General features: G+C 40.9%; 23 protein-coding genes. 14 read left to right on the top strand and 9 right to left on the bottom strand.

What is annotated here, in order from left to right; genetic code table 11:
- Positions 1-28 precede the first annotated feature (28 nt).
- Positions 29-454, top strand: coding sequence for a response regulator (locus C2M30_RS14300; RefSeq protein ID WP_100914769.1), 426 nt, complete (start codon positions 29-31; stop codon positions 452-454).
- A 30-nt stretch (positions 455-484) separates the two neighbouring features.
- Here the strand turns inward: C2M30_RS14300 and C2M30_RS14305 are convergent, their stop codons facing one another.
- From C2M30_RS14305 to C2M30_RS14325, 5 genes are all read right to left on the bottom strand, one after another.
- The gene (locus C2M30_RS14305; protein WP_105172122.1) at positions 485-1,099 is read right to left on the bottom strand and encodes a flavin reductase family protein; all 615 of its coding nucleotides are present in this window, start codon (positions 1,097-1,099) and stop codon (positions 485-487) included.
- An 81-nt stretch (positions 1,100-1,180) separates the two neighbouring features.
- Positions 1,181-1,699: a helix-turn-helix transcriptional regulator gene (locus tag C2M30_RS14310; RefSeq protein ID WP_105172123.1), complete on the bottom strand. Its 519-nt coding sequence runs from the start codon at positions 1,697-1,699 to the stop codon at positions 1,181-1,183.
- An 8-nt stretch (positions 1,700-1,707) separates the two neighbouring features.
- Complete coding sequence (locus tag C2M30_RS14315) at positions 1,708-2,439, bottom strand: cytochrome b/b6 domain-containing protein (RefSeq protein WP_158683455.1); 732 nt, start codon at positions 2,437-2,439, stop codon at positions 1,708-1,710.
- 223 nt (positions 2,440-2,662) lie between these two features.
- Positions 2,663-2,911 (bottom strand): hypothetical protein, encoded by a 249-nt coding sequence (locus tag C2M30_RS14320; protein WP_105172125.1) that lies wholly within the window; start codon positions 2,909-2,911, stop codon positions 2,663-2,665.
- A gap of 131 nt (positions 2,912-3,042) precedes the next feature.
- Positions 3,043-4,620 carry a sensor histidine kinase gene (locus C2M30_RS14325; protein WP_158683457.1) on the bottom strand — a complete coding sequence of 526 codons (1,578 nt, stop codon included), beginning with the start codon at positions 4,618-4,620 and terminating at the stop codon, positions 3,043-3,045.
- 413 nt (positions 4,621-5,033) lie between these two features.
- Here C2M30_RS14325 and C2M30_RS14330 point away from each other — a divergent pair, with 413 nt between their 5' ends.
- Positions 5,034-5,333 (top strand): hypothetical protein, encoded by a 300-nt coding sequence (locus C2M30_RS14330; protein WP_105172127.1) that lies wholly within the window; start codon positions 5,034-5,036, stop codon positions 5,331-5,333.
- A 156-nt stretch (positions 5,334-5,489) separates the two neighbouring features.
- Positions 5,490-5,735: a TIGR03643 family protein gene (locus C2M30_RS14335; RefSeq protein ID WP_105172128.1), complete on the top strand. Its 246-nt coding sequence runs from the start codon at positions 5,490-5,492 to the stop codon at positions 5,733-5,735.
- A gap of 1 nt (position 5,736) precedes the next feature.
- On the opposite strand, the gene C2M30_RS14340 is transcribed toward C2M30_RS14335, so the two are convergent.
- The 3 genes from C2M30_RS14340 to C2M30_RS14350 all read right to left on the bottom strand — a co-directional run bounded on the left by C2M30_RS14340 (position 5,737) and on the right by C2M30_RS14350 (position 8,669).
- Positions 5,737-6,195, bottom strand: coding sequence for a GNAT family N-acetyltransferase (locus C2M30_RS14340; RefSeq protein ID WP_105172129.1), 459 nt, complete (start codon positions 6,193-6,195; stop codon positions 5,737-5,739).
- Positions 6,195-7,715 carry a tryptophan halogenase family protein gene (locus tag C2M30_RS14345; RefSeq protein WP_105172130.1) on the bottom strand — a complete coding sequence of 507 codons (1,521 nt, stop codon included), beginning with the start codon at positions 7,713-7,715 and terminating at the stop codon, positions 6,195-6,197. The genes C2M30_RS14340 and C2M30_RS14345 overlap by 1 nt, the downstream gene beginning before the upstream one ends.
- A gap of 147 nt (positions 7,716-7,862) precedes the next feature.
- Positions 7,863-8,669: a class I SAM-dependent methyltransferase gene (locus C2M30_RS14350; RefSeq protein WP_105172131.1), complete on the bottom strand. Its 807-nt coding sequence runs from the start codon at positions 8,667-8,669 to the stop codon at positions 7,863-7,865.
- A 226-nt stretch (positions 8,670-8,895) separates the two neighbouring features.
- Here C2M30_RS14350 and C2M30_RS14355 point away from each other — a divergent pair, with 226 nt between their 5' ends.
- Positions 8,896-10,641 (top strand): MFS transporter, encoded by a 1,746-nt coding sequence (locus C2M30_RS14355; RefSeq protein WP_105172132.1) that lies wholly within the window; start codon positions 8,896-8,898, stop codon positions 10,639-10,641.
- Here C2M30_RS14355 and C2M30_RS14360 read toward each other — a convergent pair.
- Positions 10,638-11,153 carry a M23 family metallopeptidase gene (locus C2M30_RS14360; protein WP_105172133.1) on the bottom strand — a complete coding sequence of 172 codons (516 nt, stop codon included), beginning with the start codon at positions 11,151-11,153 and terminating at the stop codon, positions 10,638-10,640. The two genes, C2M30_RS14355 and C2M30_RS14360, sit on opposite strands and share 4 nt — an antisense overlap.
- A 300-nt stretch (positions 11,154-11,453) precedes the next feature.
- On the opposite strand from C2M30_RS14360, the gene C2M30_RS14365 reads away from it, so the two are divergent.
- The 10 genes from C2M30_RS14365 (at position 11,454) to C2M30_RS21975 (ending at position 21,149) form a co-directional block, all read left to right on the top strand.
- On the top strand, positions 11,454-11,804 hold the full coding sequence (locus C2M30_RS14365) for a hypothetical protein (RefSeq protein WP_105172134.1): 351 nt from the start codon (positions 11,454-11,456) through the stop codon (positions 11,802-11,804).
- 223 nt (positions 11,805-12,027) lie between these two features.
- Positions 12,028-12,510 carry a hypothetical protein gene (locus tag C2M30_RS14370; protein ID WP_234004742.1) on the top strand — a complete coding sequence of 161 codons (483 nt, stop codon included), beginning with the start codon at positions 12,028-12,030 and terminating at the stop codon, positions 12,508-12,510.
- A gap of 156 nt (positions 12,511-12,666) precedes the next feature.
- Positions 12,667-13,053 (top strand): BlaI/MecI/CopY family transcriptional regulator, encoded by a 387-nt coding sequence (locus C2M30_RS14375; protein ID WP_010558239.1) that lies wholly within the window; start codon positions 12,667-12,669, stop codon positions 13,051-13,053.
- A 3-nt stretch (positions 13,054-13,056) separates the two neighbouring features.
- A complete protein-coding gene (locus C2M30_RS14380) occupies positions 13,057-14,019 on the top strand; it encodes a M56 family metallopeptidase (protein WP_105172135.1) in 963 nt (320 codons plus the stop codon).
- A gap of 83 nt (positions 14,020-14,102) precedes the next feature.
- On the top strand, positions 14,103-15,380 hold the full coding sequence (locus C2M30_RS14385) for a TolC family protein (protein WP_105172136.1): 1,278 nt from the start codon (positions 14,103-14,105) through the stop codon (positions 15,378-15,380).
- A gap of 7 nt (positions 15,381-15,387) precedes the next feature.
- The gene (locus tag C2M30_RS14390; protein WP_105172137.1) at positions 15,388-16,632 is read left to right on the top strand and encodes an efflux RND transporter periplasmic adaptor subunit; all 1,245 of its coding nucleotides are present in this window, start codon (positions 15,388-15,390) and stop codon (positions 16,630-16,632) included.
- Between the two features lie 16 nt (positions 16,633-16,648).
- Positions 16,649-19,759 (top strand): efflux RND transporter permease subunit, encoded by a 3,111-nt coding sequence (locus tag C2M30_RS14395; protein ID WP_105172138.1) that lies wholly within the window; start codon positions 16,649-16,651, stop codon positions 19,757-19,759.
- 189 nt (positions 19,760-19,948) lie between these two features.
- Positions 19,949-20,620: a hypothetical protein gene (locus C2M30_RS14400; protein WP_105172139.1), complete on the top strand. Its 672-nt coding sequence runs from the start codon at positions 19,949-19,951 to the stop codon at positions 20,618-20,620.
- A 228-nt stretch (positions 20,621-20,848) separates the two neighbouring features.
- Positions 20,849-20,989: a hypothetical protein gene (locus C2M30_RS21505; RefSeq protein WP_157813533.1), complete on the top strand. Its 141-nt coding sequence runs from the start codon at positions 20,849-20,851 to the stop codon at positions 20,987-20,989.
- Between the two features lie 25 nt (positions 20,990-21,014).
- Positions 21,015-21,149 (top strand): hypothetical protein, encoded by a 135-nt coding sequence (locus C2M30_RS21975; protein ID WP_267884436.1) that lies wholly within the window; start codon positions 21,015-21,017, stop codon positions 21,147-21,149.
- Positions 21,150-21,307 lie beyond the last annotated feature (158 nt).

The raw sequence follows: 21,307 nt of genomic DNA on the forward strand, positions 1-21,307 counted from the left end.
TTTTATTATTAATAGGAAGGAGTGATATATGGCCCATATTTTACTGGTAGACGATGAACCAGAAGTAACCAATGCAATTGCGCGCTTACTGCGTAAAGACTACACCATCACAAAATGTAGCGAGCCAGAAAACGCACTTGAAATTGTAAAGCGAAATGACATTGATTTAGTGCTGTCTGATATTCGTATGCCAGTGATTGATGGCGTAGAGCTACTGTCACAGGTAAAAGCATATGATCCTGATATTGGCCGAGTGTTGCTCTCGGGGTATTCGGATATGGAGCTTTGCCAACGCGCGATAACTGATGATATCGCATCGATTATTTTGGCAAAACCATGGGACAACTTTGAGCTAAAAAACGTGCTGCGCTTAGTACTGAACGCACGTCAGTTACAAAAAGAAAATACCGAGCTTAGGCAAAAACTCAATCAACTTAGCCTAACATCACAGTGAGCGGGCGTACGCTCACTGTAAACGTTCATGTTATTCTGGGCGCTCAATGCCAAATGCTGATGTAATGCCTGAGTATTCGCCGCCCCCTAAACGCGCCAACGGATTTACCTTATCGGCGTCAACTTTAATGCGCTTCTTATGATCAAGCGATACAACTTCATCGCCTAAAAATAGGGTTTTAATTTCAACAAACACTAACGTTTGTGGCACTTCACCCATTTCTTTAATTTCATAAAGCTCGCAACCATAGGCAATATTGCAACCTGCCACCCGCGGCATAGAAAAGCCTTCAAATTCACATAGCGCAATATCATTAATTGCGACTTCTGACTGTCCATGATCTAGAGTTGCTGCGGTTTGCGTTACCAAATTGGCATCATCTACTGACGCAATATGGATGACACACTGCCCCGTTTCGATAATGTTTTTAACGGTATCTTTTACTTCACCTGTCGGCTTTTTGCCAACTGAAAACATCATTAAAGGTGGGTTACTCGATACTGCCGTAAAATAAGAAAATGGCGCTAAATTAAAATTAGCTTCGCCCGAATCAGTCATAACCCATGCAATTGGACGCGGAATAATGGTTTGCGTCATTAAGTGGTAAATTTGCGCTGGTGAAAAGTCAGAAAAATTAAGATTCATAACAAGGCTTTATAAAATAACAATTGAGGCAAATAGTAGCATATTCATGCGCCTAAAAAATACGGATGTATTGATAGCATGTTAGTCATTTTCAAATTTTTGAGGTAAAAGATCTTCTAGAAAAAACGCAGACAATTCAGAGCGCCCGCTTAATCCTGCTTTGGCATACACCGCCATTGATTGTGCTCTTGCTGTTTTTTCACTGGTGCCTCGAATTGCTGCAACGTCTTTTAAACTCATACCTTTTAAAAGTAAAAACGTCACTTCTTTTTCAGCGGGTGAAAGCTGCCAACGGCATAATTGTTCGTTGATTAAGTGCGAAAGACCATCAAGATATTCTTTTGAGCGTGTCCGCCATTCGGTTGCTTCTTGTCGTAAATTTTCGGTAAGCAAGCGTTGGTGGTGAAGTTGATGTTTTAAATTCACCATATCGCGAAAAATATAGCCTATACCCAGCAATGCCATTATTCCGGCTGAACCCTCAATCACTAAATGCCAGATAGCCACCCCTTCGTTAAGGTCGGTTGCAAGATCTACCGCGATCAGTAATGTAATGAGTAGCAAAGTAGTTAATAAAATTAGGCGGTCTTTGTTACTCATAGCGTGATTTACTCGTGTTCGTTGTAGTGGATATTACTTTCATGATGTTGCTCATGTTCGCTTTCAAACTCTTGCAAATGCCATGTTACACCAAACAATGATGTTGTTTTTTGGTTATGGTCAAAGTTTATAACTAATGTGCCTGTAAATGTGAACGTAATAATCAAACACATTACGCCTAGGTAAGCATGTGATTTCACGGACTCGACACCTGAAGGTATATTATTTTTATAGCCAGAAATCATACTCTTTGCGATAGGGTCTTGTTGTTTAACGGTGTGTACTAGCACCCCAAGAATATGCAACACCACAACCAGCATAAAAGCATTTGCAGCAAGTTCATGAAGCTCTTCAATTGCCTCATTAAACGGTCCGGTAGTCATTAAAATACCGCTAACAATCAGAAAAAATGCTAACAGCATCATCACAATTGCAGCCCAGCTTGAGGCTGGATTATGGCCAATCCATGACTTTTTATGCTTGGTAAGGCTCTCTTTAAGGTAGCAGATAAGCGTTTTTGGCTTTAAAACATAATCACTAAAGCGCGCATGTTTAGTGCCAATAAGTCCCCAAATAAAACGCCAGACTATACAAAGACCAAGTGTCGCTCCTGCAATCATATGGTAAGCAAAGATAGCTAATTCATCATCCACCAAATTCGCAATACTGAAAGCTACAATAAAACTAGCAGCAAATAGCCAGTGGAAAATCCGTGTCGGTAAATCATAGATACGAGTCATAAAATGCATCCTGTTTGTAACGTTAAAATACTTAACAAACAGTAACGAAATTGAACTTTGCTGACATTGGACAAACGCCCAACGGGGAGGTAATTGACGTAGGTCATTTGCCCTAAGAATACAAATAAACCTTATATTACATGAGTTTAAATTTTAAGAAAGGGTTGAAAAGTGCTGATGCAAGGTTATTGGTTAACGCCAACACTTTTAATGACAAACGGTTTTAATGCGTTTTTTTAACGCCGTAACGCACCATATCTTTGCCATTTTCATACACTTCTTGCGATACCCAACGACCTAGCAATAATTGATGCTTATCATCTAACACCGCAATAAATGGGCGACCATCACTGTTATTTGTAGCAAGTGCCACACCTTCAACATTTTTAAGGCCTAAGCCACCATTTTCAACTAACAGTAAAAACGCTTCTAGCTCGTCTAATGTATTTATAATGTCGTTATCTTTAATCATGTTTTTTGCTCTCAAACTAAAGAGTGCGAAGGGTAGCAGATTTCATCATTTGGATAAATTGCAGAACAAAAACAAGTTCAGCAAAAAATGTTTGGCTCAAAATTCCAAATATCGAACAAGGCCAACCGGCTTTAACTTGATAGATCTTTTTTTGGCAGCTTAATTGTGAATTCAGTAAATTCGAGCTCCTTGCTTTTACATTCAATAGCTCCATGAAGTTTGGCAGTAACAAGATTATAAACAATGCTCATTCCAAGGCCACTGCCGCCATTGCTGCGATTGGTGGTGTAAAAAGGCTCAAACACTTTTTCAAGCACAGTGTTTTTCATACCGACCCCATTATCGCGATATGAAATAATCACATGCTCGTCTGTTTCTGTGGCATCAATGGCAATTACGCCTTCTCTTTGTCCTTGGTCAAAGCCGTGAATAATCGAGTTGTTAACTAGATTGGTAAAAATTTGCCCAATAGCGCCCACTTCCACTTCCAATAAAAGAGACTCGTCAACGTGATTATTTATTGTAATGCCTTTATTTTTAAAAAGTGGTGTCAGTGAGGCAAACACATCATCCAAGTAAGCTTTTAAATGAATATTGCGAATGTCTTTATGCGATTGGTCAACAGCCACTTGCTTGAAAGACTGAATAAGGCCTGCGGCACGTTGCAAACTACTCGTTAACAGCCTTAACGACTCATCCATTTTTGAAAAATAGCGAGTAATCTCATTTCGTGACAGAGTTTCATCATTAAACATTTTTTCAATTGACTTGGTTTCACTCGCAATATAATCGCCAGAGGTTACTGCAATACCAAGTGGTGTATTAACTTCATGGGCAACACCTGACACTAAGCTGCCGAGCGAGGCCATTTTTTCAGCTTCAACTAACTGCTCAAAAGTGTCTTTCATCACTTTGGCATTTTCAGCTAAAATTTCATTTTTTTGAGTAAGCAAATTAAATTGCCCATCAACGGATTCTTTCAATAAGTTAATCAAACGCTTGCTATATAACTGCCTAAAATAGGCGTATGCAATCACCGCTATAAAGAGCAATATAAAACTCACCAGTGCAAACAAAGAAGACACTCTATTTACTTTACTTGCATGGCGCATAGCGGATTGTGTTCTTTGAGCTTGAAGTTGTAAAAAGGTGTTTACCTTTCCCATGATATACGCTTTTGCTTGCAAATATGCTTCACTATAAAGCAAATCTATCGCAGCCAAACGCGCTGGCGTCGCATTGTAGGGTATATTCTGGCTTTGCCCCTCTGCTACCAATGCAAACGCTTTTTGCTCAATTTCAACCAATTTATCTGATGCTGATTGCGCTTCATTAAGCATTTGCCTTTCTTCTTCAGTGATACCCACTTCGTTTAACATGGTTTGCAATGAAATTGCAGCGCTGTTTTCACTCGGGGCAACGCCGTTTTCAGGCATTAAGAAATCCCAATAAACACGCTGATAATACTTTGGCCGTGGTGCTTCGCCATTTCTAATAGCCAGAATTTGATTAAAAAAGGTTAAGTATTTTCCATTACCCGTTGCGGCATAGGCACGTGCCATCAAGGTCAAATTGTCAGAGCTAAGGCGCACTTGATTGCTAAGCAAAACCATTTGATAACGTTCTTGTTCTGTTTTCTCTAAACTCGCAAGGGAAAGAAAGGTGTAATAGGCAGATAAACCTGTTGTTAAAATAAGCAAAATAACCATTATAAAAAGCCATTTTGATTTACTAAGTAAATTTACACTGTTGGACTCAACAATTTTAAAAATTTCTTCAGCTTTACTATAGGCCACCCAATTACCTCAAAGCACTGTAAAAACAATTATCTAGGAAATGAGTATAGACAATAAATCTGCACTATGAGGGAAAGCTTATTTCTATCAACTTGAAACTAGCTTTGCTAATTTAAACCAGTACTGCGATATACCTATTAAATCACTTATAACCACGTTTTTTTCTTCAACATCTTTTTTAAAAACGATTATTCTTTTAAACAAGTAATCGCTTGAGCTTTAACAATTTTTAACTTGTTTGAAGACATCTCAGCGCTTAAGGTAGCAATCAAAATTTAAGTTAAATTTAGTTTTAACGTGTATTTGGGTTACATGGAGTAAATAAGATGCAACAAGGTACCTTAAAATCATCAACGGCAACCATTCAAAATGGTGTGACAAGAGCTGATGGCCAGTTTTCAGTGTCACAATACGGTATTTGTTTTAAACCATTTAACGAGAAATTAGGTTTAGGCCCGTATAACGTTGAACGAGGTTCAATCGCTAAAGTAGAAAAGTGCGTTGGCAAAGGGGCTGGCATTTTACCTATTACCTCAGATGCAATTCGCATTACGTGCACAAACAATGAAACCTATGAATTTATCATCAGTAATCCTGATGAGTGGGTGAATTTACTCTCGAACTAGTATTAACATATTTCAGCAGCGCCTTTGCTTTAGCTGCTGAAATACTTTTCCTTTAATCTCATCATAAAACGACTTTCCAGCGAATTGCCTTAACAACTGATCAAAAACACGTTTTTTAGCGTACTCAAAATATTCATTTTATTATTTTACACACCAATGACTGAATCTGATCAATCACGCATTATCGAAATGGCATGGGAAGATAGAACCCCATTTGAAGCCATCGAAACACTCTATGGGTTATCTGAGAAAAACGTAATTAAATTAATGCGCAGCGCATTAAAACCAGCCAGCTTTCGTTTATGGCGAGCGCGCGTAACTGGCCGCAACACTAAGCATTTAAAGCTGCGAAATTCGAGCATTTCACGTGGATATTGCAAAACCCAGTACAAACACCGTTAAATTAACACTCTCTAACCATGTATATGCAGTTTTCTAACGGTATACGCGTTGGGTACTGCGCTTTAATAAAACCCGATTTTTGATAGGCCGCAACTGCAGGTAAATTATCTGACAAAACAAACAGCGAAGCGCTATTTAACTGAAGTTGAGCTTTTCCTTCTTGAATCAAACTATTAATTAACCGCGCTGCGATCCCTTTACCACGAAATGCTGGGTTTACCACCAAACGCGCAAGGTGAACGCGCTCTAAGCGATTATAAAATTGCCCAAATGCGACAAACTCACCTTGTTCACAAAGCAAGCAAAATGAAGCTAGCTTCTCTGTGTTTAAATCTTGAAAGAAAGTTTCTTCTGTAAAAGGGTAACGGAACCCTGGGCCTGACCACTTCGCAAGGCTGGCTTCATCTTGAAACCAGCTCGTAAGTGGTTCTATGTGCGTTTTTGTAAACGGTACTAACATTATCGATTTTTCACATCATTATTTGCTTTACAATGTTTATCAATAAATGCCTGATGACTCAAACAATTATTCGCGGCCATAGCAATTTGCGCTTTCATTTGCGCCAAGTTTTCAGCAATAGCGCTTGAGTTAAAGTGGTCCAAACGTACATCGTAACGCGAAGGAGTAACGTTAAAGCCATAAAACATTGAAAGCCAACTTGCTTGCTGGAATGACTCATTATCATACATCACCACATGGCCACGATTTTTATACATGGCAATTTTGTGCTCAAGCGTTTTTGGAATGGGCATCTCTTGGCAGTAACACCAAAATGCGGTGTCGGTGCGCTGCGTTAATTTGTAGTGCACTAATAAAAAATCAACAATGCGGTCTAACTCATCATTATGCAAACGGTTAACTTCATCAATATCAGCTTGATTAAAAGACATATCTGGGAAGAAAGTCATCAGCTTAGCAAGCGCGGTTTGAATTAACGAAATGCCAAGTGACTCTAACGGCTCTAAAAAGCCAGCAGCTAAACCAAGGGCAAAACAGTTTTTATGCCAACTTACTTTACGCCTGCCAAGTGGGAATTTAAAGGTTTTTACATCCGTAATTGTGCGCCCTTTTACACTATCGAGCAGGCTTTGTTTCGCTTCTTCATCTGTCGTGAATTTGCTTGAATAAATATAGCCATTGCCCATTCGGTGCTGCAGCGGAATACACCATTGCCATCCTGCTTCTTTTGCAATTGCGCGGGTATAAGGCGTGGGTTCACCCACCAGTTCTGTTTGCACTGCAACAGCGCTGTCACAAGGTAGCAAATGACTCAAATCATCAAGGCCAATACCCATCGCACCTTCAATTAATACACCTTTAAAACCAGAGCAATCAATAAATAAATCGCCCTCAATGTGTTTACCATTATCAAGAGTTAGCGCTTGGATGAAGCCATTTTCAGCGTTGAGTTTAACTTCGCTCACATTGGCTAAAATATGGTTTACACCGCGTTTTGAACAAAACTCTGTTAAAAACTTAGCATATAACACCGCATCAATATGATAGGCGTAAGAATATTGCGCTAGAGGATTATTCTGATTGGGGTTTGGCTGCGCAAATCCGCCTTTTTTGGCAAGCTGTATTGGGAAACTGTAATCTTCAATATCAAGCTGTTTGCCTTCTGCATTGAGCTTGTTGATATATTGATGAAAATCCAAATTTTCGATCTGTGCGCCATAGGCTGCAAAAGGATGGAAAAAACGCTCGCCTTTTTGCGACCATTCTTCAAATTCAATACCAAGTTTAAACGTCGCTTGTGTGGCTTTAATTAATTCAGCATCGTTAATACCTAAATTACGGTTAAAATCGACAAAATTAGGAATGGTTGCTTCGCCTACTCCAACCGTATTAATGTTGGGTGATTCGATTAGCGTGAGCGACATGTCTTTGTCTTGAATGTAGCGCGATAAACTCGCCGCTGCCATCCACCCCGTTGTGCCCCCACCTACAATAACGATTTTTTTAACTGCTTGTGCCACGTTTCGTCTTCTTATGCTTATTTTTATTGTTTTCAATATAAACTAAACGGGCTTTAAAAACTAAGCCAATAGTGGCCGATTTTTAAGCCCTAAATGCGTGATTTGTATTAGGCTCCAACCCGTTTTAAAGGTTAAAGCCTGATTCAATTAACGCTTTTTGAAAAGTAATGTCATACGGTTAGATTCACCAACTGACTGGTACTGCTCTTTATTTTCCTTTGCATTAAGCGAAGGCGGCAGTGCCCATACGCCTGCTTCAACATTATCAATAATAATGCGGTCTTTCGCGTTATTGTGGAAATACGCCTCAGCTTCTAAGTCAAATCCAGCGGCTTTTGCCACTGCAATTACATGTGATTTTGGCAAATAGCCTTTTTTCGCTGTTGCTACCGGATCAAACCCTTCAGGTGCTTGATGCTGTACAACACCTAATTTGCCACCTTGTTTAAGCATCTGATTAAACTGACTAAATGCAGCAGCTAACTGATTACCATTTTGCAATCCGTGTAAGCCTCTAAAGGTTAACACTACATCTGCGTTTTTTGTTTTTTCATCGATTGACGCATTTGGATCAAAATCAGCGATAACAACATTGCCGTAAACTTTTTTGTTATCGCTTAATTTTTTCTCAAAGTTTTCGCGTGAGCGTTTACGGTATTTTGAGCTTGTCGTAATTGGGTAGTGAGCTGCTACAAGCTGCCCCTCTGCTGCAAGCATTGGCGCTAATACTTCAGTGTACCAGCCGCCACCAGGCATAATCTCAACCACTTTTGAATTAGCTTTCACACCAAAAAACTCAAGCGTTTGGTATGGCTTACGAAATGTATCGCGTGCTTGGTTTGCTTCACTGCGGTGGCTGTTATCAATACCTACAGGTGCACTAGCAACGGTAGAGAAAGAGAAAACGGCGGCAGCAATAAGTGAAAGAGGTAGTAATGTGTTTTTATAATTCATTTTAAATTACTCAATTAATAAACAATGTTTCTGTTATACAGATTTTTTACACAAATCGCTCACTTTTACGAAATATATTTCAATTTATTAATGAGTTAGCACATATTTAATTTAAATTTAACTAACCAAAGATCCCATATTCAAGACAGAAAATCGCATCATTGTTGCTAAAAAAACCACCTTTGATATATTGCATACAATATCCAAAATAAAAAGAAAGAATGTTATGACAACACACAAGCCTTTGCGCAGTCCATTTGGCAGCAGCTTTTACATTGCCAATATTATGGAGATATTTGAACGATTAGCATGGTATGGTTTTTTTACCGTATCGTCCCTTTATATGACCAGCCCTGTGCTGCAAGGCGGTATGGGGTTTAGTGATGAACAACGCGGTTTTTTACAAGGGCTTGTGCCATTTTGCATATACTTGTTGCCTGCATTAACTGGGGCATTAGGCGATCGCTACGGCTACAAAAAAATGCTGTTACTTGCCTTTGCCATGATGACCCCGTGTTATTACTTGCTAGGTCAAGTATCAAGCTATAGCGCGTTTTTCCTAGCCTTTATGGGTGTTGCAATTGGTGCTGGCATTTTCAAACCATTGATCACCGGCACGGTGACTCATGCAACCAACGATAGCAATCGCAGTTTAGGCTTTGGCGTTTTTTACATGATGGTCAATGTAGGCGGCTTTTTAGGGCCTGTTATTGCAGGTATCATGCGAGACACAAGCTGGGATATGGTGTTTATTATGGCCGCAGTGTGGATTGCTATTAACTTTATCCCTGTCACTTTATTTTATCGCGACCCAACTGCTGAAATTCGTAAAAACACCCCAGCCAAACCACTTAAAGATATTATAATCGAGATGCGTGAAGTACTGGGCAATGGTCGTTTTGCGTTACTTGTTTTTCCAGTCCTTATTGCGTTTATGTTACCCGGTACAAAATTAATTTCTGAGTCATTCGCTTACGGGTTTATTGCAAGTTGGCTATGTTTAAACTTGGTCTGGCACATATTAGCGCCAAAAGCTGGAACACATTGGTATAGCAGCAAAATAAAAATGGGTAATAAACCTTTTTTGTTACTTATTTTGATTTTGAGCGGGTTTTGGCTGGTTTATATGCAAATTTTTATTACCCTTCCGCTTTTTATTCGCGACTACGTTGATAGCAGTGATCTTGTGATGCTAGCGAATTCAATTCATGTGGGGTTTGGCGAAGCCGCTTCGTTTGTTAATGTGCCGCAGCTAACAACTGCAATCACTGCGCTTGCAAGCCAATTTGATTACAGCCAAGCAAACAGCTTTCATAAAGCCTATCTTGAATTAACTAACTACAATGTGCGCATTCCAAAAGAGGTATTACAAGCGCATTTACCAAGCTTAAGTACATTGTCTCAAGCTGAAATCGGCGCACTCGCAACCCAGTGGGCAAGTGATTATCGACAGTTTAAACCTGAATATATTGCAGCGGTAAACTTTGGCTCTATTGTACTATTACAAGTACTGGTATCAGCACTGAGCGCACGCTTTAAAACCTTTTATGTGACTATTGCGGGCGCTTTAATGATTGCCAGCAGTTATTTATTACTAGCAAATTCAGAGGCTGGAGCAATTGTAAGTGGCGCGCTTGCGGTAGCGGCTTTACTTATCTTTTCGCTCGGTGAAATGATGGCATCGCCAAAACAGCAGGAATACGTAGCCTCGGTAATGCCGAAAGACAAAGCAGCCATGTATCAAGGCTACCTTTACACGGCATCTGCCATTGGCTTTTTGTTTGCCGGTAAGCTCTCTGGTTGGGGTTACAACAAATGGGCTGTTGAAGCTAATGAACCCGCGAACTTTTGGCTATTATGTGCCGCTATTGCGTTTGTTACCGCACTCGCACTTTGGTTATTTAATAGTTTTGCCGCTGAAAAATTGGAGCAATCACAGCACAATTCAAAGCTTGTTAATAATTTAGCTTAGTGATGTGTGAATAATTCGGCAGGGTTTAAGTAAAACATTTTCTTATAACCCTGCGTTTCTGTGGTAAACCGCCACGGGTAAGGTATTAATGTAACGACCGAATAGTGGATATGTGCAGGCTTACCTTTGGCATTTCCCGAATCGCCCAAAGTACCAATAACCTCTCCCTTCGCGACTAACTGACCTGTTCTACTTTGGTTTTGCTCTAAATGCGCATAATAATGAACTCGCCATTTTGGCCCTAAAATCAAAACAACCTTACCGCCTTTAGGCAAAGTGCCAGAATAAATCACAATTCCTGCCGTAGACGCGATAACGGGCGTTCCTTTTTTGGCAAAAATATCGATACCTTTATGTACCCCTGAGCTGCCCCAAGGCTCATACCAAAAGGTTTTTGCATGCCAATCATTGTGTGTTGCACCTTGAACCGGGATTATTTGAGATACGGGCATAAATAGAATGCCAAAAAACAATACGGCTAGTATCAATACGCTTACTTTAGTTTTCGTCATAACTCATCTAGAGCGTATTTACCTTTGCGCCCTCGTTTTTCTCCTGGCTTTAATAAGATGCTTACTAGGTTGTGATAGAGGTTTTACTGTTTATACCAATCAGAACACAAAACGTAACCATAAGTTCATTAAGATGAATACTTTAGATAAGAACAATTGCATAAAATAACATTATTAAGGTGAATTAAATTGAAGCGCTTTAAAAACTGTTCGCTTTTCAACCAAAAAAGCGGTAACGTAATGCGCTAAATTTTTCGTCACCAATTTAAATTCAATAAAAACAATATCAAGGGAATGATTATGAAGTTTATTGTACTTCTAGGCCTATTTTTAGGCGGAATGTATTTTTATAGCAATGCAAGCTCACAACATATCGCCAACTACCAAGACCTTTTGGCAAAAGCTGAAACCAGCGATGTTAGCTTAGGTGAAATCAAACTCGGTTCTAACTTACTCGCATTACAATTTTGCAACGATGAGTCATACCAAACATCGGGCGGAAAAAGCGTAAAAGAGTGCTTAAAAACATACGCGAACATGCGTGGCATGTGTGAACAGCGTATTTTCAAAAACGATAATGAAATTATCGAATCCAAAGACAAGGTCGTTAAAATCGCACAACGCTACACAGCCTGTGTCGGTATTGACTAGCGTATAAAAAAAACAAACAAGATGTAAATAACGAAATGTTGTCAATTTAGGGCAGATAGGTAACTTAATTTGCTGTCATCAAATCAACAGATTATACACACTCCTGTGAGCTCAAAATTACTGTTCAGTGCTGGCATAATTGCGTTAGCAGCTGCCGCTTGGCATTTGCTCTGTATTATACCAATTCACTTAAATAGCTGATCATTCTAGCGGGTTAAATATCATGCTAACTGCGTTTGAATTTATCAATGTAGAACAACTACATAAGAAAAATTCCGCCTTGTTATCATTTCATTTATCCCGCGCTAGCTCTGATCACATACTTAACAGAATTGGTATGGGCGGTCCGACCTGGTATCTGTTTGCGCGTGCACCTGAATTTATAATCGCATCATCAAAACAACACACCCTGCTTGCACCTATTGCAACTACAATAGTTGCATTGTTAATGAGTGCATGTGCGATATTTGCATTCTCAGCAATGGGCATTATTCGTAGAGTTCCTTTTTTAAAATCTGCGTTAGTTGTTATTGCTATGATAAGCATACTGCGTGGTTTACTCGGTTTTACAATTGTCATTAAAGCAACACAAATCGACCTATGGCAATTCGTTGCCAGTAGCGTTTGGCTCTATGTAGGTTGCTGTTTTGCAATTGGCTTTGTTTCGCTGCATCGTTTTCAATCTTCAACTCACCAAAGCGTATAAAATTTAATAAATTCGCTTCAATTAAAAGCCTGAAGGCATTTTAGTTAGGCTTATTGCAGCCCGCTTTTTAGCGGTTAAATAAAAACCTATTGCAAATCGGTTTTATTAAATCTATTATACCGACTGTTAATCGGTTTTTAGTTTAAGGTGATCACAATGAAACTCGGCGATTTAGAAAAGTTGCTTTTACACTACCTTTGGCAACACGGTTGCTCTGACGTAAAAACCGTTTTTGCTCACTTTGAAAATACCCGCGGTGGCAGTTTAAACACCTACCAAAGCACCCTTGAACGCCTCTACAAAAAAGGTTTGTTATCGCGTCATAAAGAAGGGCATGCATTTCATTATAAAGCGCGCGTTGAGCGCCACGAGTTAATAGGCCAACTAATAAAATCAGTAACCACTGACTTTGTTGGTGAAGACGATGGTAGTAGCCTAATTGCCGCATTTAGTTCGATGTCTTCAGAGTTCAACGTTGAACAACTGGACAAATTAGAATCGCTGATCGAACAGCAAAAATTAAAACTTAAGCAACAAGGCTAAGTTATGAGCGCAGAACCCTTCACTTTATTATTAAATGTATTAGCCATTGCCATTGTGTGCTTTGTGCTGCATAACATTGCGGTGTCTGCGTTTGTCACATTATTAAGTACGCGTTTTTTAAAACTGCAGGTTAAATCTCGCAAAATTACCTTGTGGTTTTTAGCGACCTTACCCTGGTTTAGCGCCTTTTCAACCGCCGCCTATTTTGTTTACGCTGCCAATGGCCTGTCACCGTTTGAAAGCGCCTCAAGTATGGATCATTGGCATCATATCAACAGCTTTTCATGGCTTAGTTGGCACGGCGCAGTGACTGCATGCGCACTTGGCTTTTTGGTATACATAATTAGTTCAAGATTGCTAAAACTGCGTGCTCATCAGCATGAAATTAAAAGCTTAATGGCGCTTTCTCGTAAGCTGGATAACAACTCGTTCGAAATAGACTCAAGTGATGCCGCAGCATTTACTGCAGGTTTTATCAGCCCTAAGTGCTTTGTTACTAAAGGCATGCGCGAGCAAATTAGTGAAACTGAATACCACATAGTAATGCAGCACGAACTTGCCCATGCAAACAAGCGTGATCCATTTAAAAAATGGTTATTTGCCCTGCTGGCGGCGTTTTTTATACCAAAAATTAAACAGCGTTTAATCCTGCATATGACCTTAGCAATGGAGCAAGATGCAGATAACGCCGTGGTATCAAACACCACATCATCGCTCGATATTGCGGGCACCCTTGTAAAAGTAGCAAGACTCAATGCCACAGGCAGTACCCTTAAAAATACCGACATGGTGGCTAACTTTGGCGCCGATGTGCTAGAGCAACGTGTGTATTTTTTACTTGGGCAATTATCGCTAAAACCGGTTAATCACTTGCTTATGATGCTGCTCGCAATTGCCGCATTTTTTCTATGCTTGACCTCAGTCGATAGCATTCACCACTTTATCGAAACCTTTACGAGTCATTAATATCATGGACTTTAAAGGTATTTCTGAAAATTCTAAAAACCGATTAGCAATCGGTATAAAACCTAAATTTTAGGGGTGAGCATATGCTTATAAAATTTGTCACAACAAGAAAACCGATTAACAGTCGGTTATTGATAGGGTTAAACCTTGTCGTTGCGAGTCTATTACTCGCACCAAAGGGTGCGAGCGCAAACGAAGTCGTGAGCTTAAAAACCGCCATCAGTAAGACCATGCAAAACCACCCTGATTTAACGCCGCTAATTTATTTGCAACAAGCACATCAAGGACTTATTCAACAAGCTGGGGTTGCAAGCCCAGTTACCCTTGATATGAGTGTTGAAGATGCACTTGGCACTGGCGATTATCAGGGCTTTTCCAATAGCCAAACAAGTTTGAGTATTGCGTGGTTGCTCGATGGTGAGCAAGTGGATGCACGAGTGAATCTCGCCAAACAACAGGGGTTGATTTATGCCGTTGAAAAAGAGGCAAAAGCGCTCGATTTAGCAGCCGAAACGGCCAATTTGTTTATTACCTTATTAGCGCAACAAGCCAAGTTAAAACTGGCAACTCTGGCGGAAAAACAAGCCAAAAAAGCCCTGTCAGAGATTACCAAACGGGTAGAAGCAGGCCGCGTAAACAGTATTGATAAATACCGCGCAAAAGCTGATTTAGCAAAGCAAACATTAGTAGTTGAAGATCTTTACTTTGAAATTGAAGCAACAAAATCACAGTTGGCAGCCCAATGGCAAGGCACTACTGAGTTTGATGTCACGGGCGATTTAACCCAATTACCCAACGCCCTTTCACTGGAAGATGCCAAAGCACAATTAAAAAACACGCCACGTTTTTCACTCTTTGCATCAAAACAGCGGGTAATCTCATCAGAAATTGCACTATCACAAGCTGAGAGCAAACCCGCATGGCAAATCAATACAGGCATTACGCGCGACCAAGCACTTAATGACGTTTCACTAAGTGCTGGCGTTTCAATTCCGTTAGGGGGTGCGTCTCGTAGCGAAGGGAAAATTGCATCACTTAACGCCAGTAAACAGCAGCAAGCTGCTGAGGCAAAAGCCTGGCTTGCGCGTGCCCAAACACAAGCGTTACTACTTAACCACAAGCTAACCCACAATACCCATATTGCCAATGCGCTTTTAAAAGAATCACTTCCCGCCCTCGAAACCGCAAGTAAACAAGCCGAGCTTGCCTATCAACAGGGGCGCTACCGATACACCGATTGGTACGCAGTAAAACAAGAGTTATTACAAGCCCGATTGGAGCTGATACAAGCCTACACCAATATTCAACGATTCAATGTTGAACTTGAGCGCTTAACCGGCGCGAGCCTAACAATTAAGTGAGATTGCGATGAAATTATCAAATCTATTAAATGCATTTTTAGTGAGCCTATTACTCACTGTGCCAAATTTTGATGCGGTTGCCGGAAGCGACCACGACCACCAGCAAGAAGGTAGCGAGCACAGCGAAGCAGTTACAGGTGCAAACGGTGGACGACTTTTCAAAACAGGTGACTTCTCTTTGGAGCTGCAACTAGTTGAACAAGGAACAGCACCCGAATACCGCGTATTTGTAAAAGATCACGAAAGAACAGTCGCACCCGTTGATGTGGACGTTACCGTTACCCTTAGCCGATTAGGTGGCAAAAAAGACACCATTTCATTTAAACCAGATGGCGCCTTTTTAAAGGGTACGTCACCGATTAACGAGCCTCACTCATTTAGCGTTGAAATAAGCGCCACTTATCAAGGTGAAGTCTATGAGTGGCATTTTGATAATTTTGAAGGGCGTACTCACATAGCCGCCCCCATTGCTGAGCAGCTGGGCATTAACACCAATACCGTGCAAACAAAAACACTGACAAAAACTTTGCCGGTGTATGGCAAACTGGCCCTGCCTGCAGGGGCTAAACGCCAAATAAGCGCGCGTTTTGATGGTGAAATTACCAAACTCACTGCAATACTGGGTATGCAGGTGAAAAAAGGTCAGCACATAATGACCATTCAAAGTAACGACAGCTTACAAAGTTACCGCGTTATTTCACCGATAAATGGCATTGTAACTAAACAAAACGTGGGGCTTGGTGAGCAAACGGCTGGGCGCAGCTTAATAGAAATTACCGATATGACTGAGCTTGTTGCAGAGTTACAAGTTTTTCCAAACGACGCAGCAAAAATCCGCCAAGGCGCAGCAGTAAGCGTTAATGTAAGTGGTTTAAATACGCCAATAAATACCACCATTAAAGACAGCCTTTTTTCAGTTGCTGGCAATCAAGCAAAAACCTATCGCGCCTTCATTCCCAACCCCAATAACCAACTGCAAGTAGGACAATTTGTTAGCGCCGACATCACCCTTGAAAGCTTTACGGTACCGATGGCAATAGAGAAAAAAGCACTGCATGCATTTCGTGATTTTAATGTGGTATTTGTCAAATTTGGCGACCAATTTGAAGTTCGCATGTTGACCCTTGGTCGCAGCAGCGGTGAGTGGGTTGAAGTGTTAAGTGGCATTGATGTAGGCAGCGAATACGCCACCGACAACAGTTATATCTTAAAAGCCGACATTGAAAAGTCAGGCGCGTCACACGACCACTAAAAGTGAGTAATTACTTATGCTAGAGTCCATTTTAAAATTCGCTATTGAGCGAAGTAAGTTAGTACTTGCCATGGTAATGTTAGTTGCAGCACTAGGGGCTTGGCAGTTTACCAAACTGCCCATCGATGCCGTGCCTGACATTACCAATGTTCAAGTCGTTATCAATACCGAAGTGCCCGGTTACACCCCGCTGGAAGTAGAGCAACGCGTTACTTACGTGCTTGAAACCGCACTGGCTGGCGTGCCCAACTTAAGTTACACACGTTCTATTTCACGTTATGGTTTATCACAAGTAGTTGCCATATTCAGTGATGACACCGATATCTATTTTGCCCGCCAATTAGTAAATGAGCGTTTGGTTTCGGCAAAATCTGAGTTGCCCTTTGGTGTAGAGCCAGAGCTTGGCCCAATTTCCACAGGGCTGGGTGAAATTTTTATGTTTACGGTTGATGCATTGCCAGGTGCACTTAACCCCGATGGCAGCCCAATCACCGCAACCGATTTACGTACCGTGCACGACTGGATCATTCGCCCGCAACTTGTGCAAGTAGAAGGCGTTGTTGAAGTAAACCCAATTGGCGGCTTTGAACGCGAAATTCAAATTGCCATAAAACCTGAAAAACTGTTGGCATTTGGCATATCACAACAAGATGTAATTGATGCTATTGGCAGCCATAACCAAAACCGTGGAGCGGGTTTTATTGAGCGCGATGGTTCGCAGTGGTTAGTGCGCATTCCTGGTCAATTAAGCGATTTAACCCAGCTTGAAAATGTACCCGTAACGAATTTGCAAGGTGCGGTGATCCGCATTAAAGATGTTGCCGATGTGATTGAAGGTAAAGAGCTACGCTCAGGTGCAGCGACACAAAATGGCCATGAAGTGGTGCTCAGTACCGTCTTTATGTTAATTGGTGAAAACAGTCAAAAAGTGGCAAAAGAGGTAGGCGAACGCTTAACAGAAATAAGTAAAAGTTTACCGCAAGGGGTGGTGATTAACCCTGCGTACGATCGCACAAAGCTGGTGAATAAAACCCTCGATACCGTTAAAACCAATTTGCTTGAAGGTGCACTGCTGGTCATTGTGATTTTGTTTTTATTACTCGGTAATTTTAGAGCAGCACTTATCACCGCGATGGTGATCCCATTTGCCATGTTAATGACCATTACAGGCATGGTACAAAGTAAAGTAAGTGCTAACTTAATGAGTTTAGGCGCGCTCGATTTTGGCCTACTGGTTGATGGCGCAATTATTATCGTAGAAAACTGTATGCGCCGCTTAAGCCAAGCTCATAATGGTCAAAACCAAGCGCAAACCTTGCCATTAAACGAGCGTTTGGCCTTGGTATTTGATGCCACCCGTGAAGTGATCCGCCCTGCCCTGTTTGGTGTGTTTATTATTACCGCAGTGTATTTACCGATTTTTGCCCTAACTGGCGTGGAAGGCAAAATGTTCCATCCGATGGCAATGACAGTTGTAATTGCTCTAGTGAGTGCGATGGTTTTATCAATTACGTTTGTGCCTGCATGTATTGCTCTGTTATTTAAAAAGCCGGTACAAGAAAAAGAAAATATCGTAATGAAGGCAAGCACTGCGCTTTATCAGCCAATCTTAACCTTTGTGCTAAAAATGCGCTGGTTAGTTGTTGGCTGCGCTCTTGCGCTAATGGCATTTGCTGGTGTTATGAGTACCAAACTCGGCAGCGAATTTGTGCCAAATTTAGATGAAGGTGATATTGCTATGCATGCCATGCGCATACCGGGCACTTCACTTACTCAGTCGATAAAAATGCAAGAACTACTAGAGCAAAAAATTGCTGAAAAAGCTGAAGTGTTAAGTGTATTTTCAAAGATTGGTACACCCGATGTGGCCACCGACCCTATGCCGCCAAGCGTTGCGGATGTGTTTATTATGCTAAAACCGCGTGCTGAATGGCCCAATCCAACGAAGCCAAAAACCCAACTGGTAGCTGAGCTTGAGCAACTAGTTGAAACCATTCCAGGTAATCGTTATGAGTTTTTACAACCGATTCAAATGCGCTTTAACGAACTGCTCTCAGGAGTGCGTTCAGAGCTTGCGATTAAAGTATTTGGCGATGATTTTGATACCCTTGCGATTGTTGGCCAGCGCATTGAAAGTGCAATTGAAAGCGTTGCTGGCATTCGCGATGTGCAAGTGGAAAAAATTAAAGGCTTGCCCATTTTAACCATCAACCCCATTGATCACATGTTAGCGCAATATGCTCTAACCAAAGCCGATTTACAACAGCAAATTGCTATTAGCATGGGCGGTGTGGATGTTGGTAAGTTTTATCAAGGCGATCGCCGTTTTGATATTGTGGTGCGTTTACCCGATGATAAACGCCGTGATATTGATAATCTTAAACACCTACCCATTACCTTAGCTAATGGCGATTATGTGCCGCTGTCAGAAGTCGCGAGCATTGAAAAAGTAAACTCGGCAAATCAGGTTAACCGTGAAAATGGTAAACGCCGCATTGTGGTAACAGCCAATGTGCGTGGCCGCGATTTGGGCGGATTTGTTAACGATGTGCAAATGGCGATTGAAAAAAATGCTGATATTCCAGCAGGTTACTGGGTAGAATACGGCGGAACTTACCAAAAACTGCAATCAGCAACCAAGCGTTTAACCTTAGTTGTACCCTTAACTTTAGCGATTATTGTGGCGCTTTTGTTAATCGCCCTTGGCTCATTTAAAGATTCAATGATTATCTTCAGCGGCGTGCCTCTGGCGCTTACGGGGGGTATTTTTGCACTATTCCTGCGAGATATTCCGTTTTCGATTTCAGCTGCTGTGGGCTTTATTGCCCTGTCTGGCATTGCGATTTTAAATGGCTTAGTAATGGTGTCGTTTATTCGTGAGTTAAGAGCAAATAAGCTTGGTTTAAATGACGCCATTATAACTGGGGCGCTAAAGCGATTGCGCCCAGTACTTACCACCGCCCTTGTTGCCTCGCTTGGCTTTATTCCAATGGCACTTAACACTGGCATTGGTTCAGAAGTGCAAAGACCGCTTGCGACTGTGGTTATTGGCGGGGTGATTTCATCCACCTTGCTAACACTTTTTGTTTTGCCAGCGCTTTATCGCATATTGCATAACAAGGACTGACTATAAATATGCTATGCCCTCTATTGAGGGCATCTTTGCGCCTAGCCTATAAACGTAAGAATCTGTAATAAATTTAAATACTTTCTTACACAAGACTAACGTGTTTATTGCCATCTTCACGCTTTTTAAACTAGCACTATGTTATTATCGCGCTAGATTTTTTTGGGGTAGATTGAAAGTAGGCATATTATGATTAAAAATTCAGGGAAGGTAGCACTTATTGTAAGTGCGCTGTGTTTTGGGGCAATTGGCTGTAGTGAATCAATCACAGATGATTTAGACGATGCATTAACCCATGAAGCAGAGTTTTCGTTTATCAATGCAATGGATTACAGTGTCGACTTTCATTTGCAAAAACGCACCATCACCGCAGGTTCAAGCGGCTTATTTGATAGTAAAAACCGCGTGGCTGGTAATGTTCAAGTTAATGGTTATTCAAGCGAATACAGCTATGACTTCCCAGCGGTAATGAACATGGTAAACATTGGTATGCGCTCAGCTATGAGCAGTCAAAATGAAGTAAAAATGCATACAACGCTAAGCGACGATGACGAACATTGGGTAATCGCTTGGCAAAATGGTGTTGAAAAACACATCACCTTACTTAAGAAAAAAGAACGTGATAACGCCAACACCTTCAACGTACGCATTTTCGCTAATGGTGTTTACCCCGTTACATTAAAAGGTAGCCAAGTGATGACCACTGAGCGCGGCAAAGTATCTGACTTTTTAACTCTCGATAATTGCGCCCTAGATTTAACCATTAATGGCCGCGCAATCGATTTATGCACCGGTGACTTTGGTGAGTCTTACTTACTGGTTGTAAATAGCGACGGCAAGCAAGTGTTAGTCGAAGAATAACGACGCGAATAAATAAGCGCTGAAAAAACCGATGCACCTGTATCGGTTTTTTGTTTATACAAGACGAAAACTAACCGTTAGCCACTCACACAATTCCTTTATCCCGAAATAAAACCAAAAATCACCGCGATTGACCAAACATCACAAAGCAAAAGAATCCTCTCCTCAATTGCCTATTATTTAACTCAAGCAACACGCTTTACTCAAACTTAAATAGGAAATTGAAAAATGAATACATCAAACGCAATCGAGATTTTAATGGCAGCTGGTTTAACAACATTTGTAGTAGCTGGTCTTGTAACTGCAGGCATGACAACCGCAATTATGGCAGGTGCAGCAATTGGCGGCACATACATGTTAACTAAATAACTTTAAAACTACTCGGAGATAAAAAATGAACAACGTATTTGATATTGTAATGACAGCAGCTTTAACCGCGTTTGTGGTAGTTGGTTTAGTAACCGCAGGTATGACAGCGGCGATTGTAACGGGTGTTGCTGTGGGTGGTAGTTACTTATTATTTAAGTAATGTAATCTAAGCCATAATAACTAAAGGATATTTGCCTATGACAAAAACCCAAATAATGTTCTATACCTTCAAAAAGCAAACAAAATAGCCTTTCTATACAATTACATAGAAAGGCTATTTTGTTTTCTTTTTCCTAACGTTAAAGCGCAACCTGATAA

This window comes from Pseudoalteromonas sp. T1lg24, assembly GCF_002964745.1.
Taxonomy (GTDB): Bacteria; Pseudomonadota; Gammaproteobacteria; order Enterobacterales; family Alteromonadaceae; genus Pseudoalteromonas; species Pseudoalteromonas spongiae.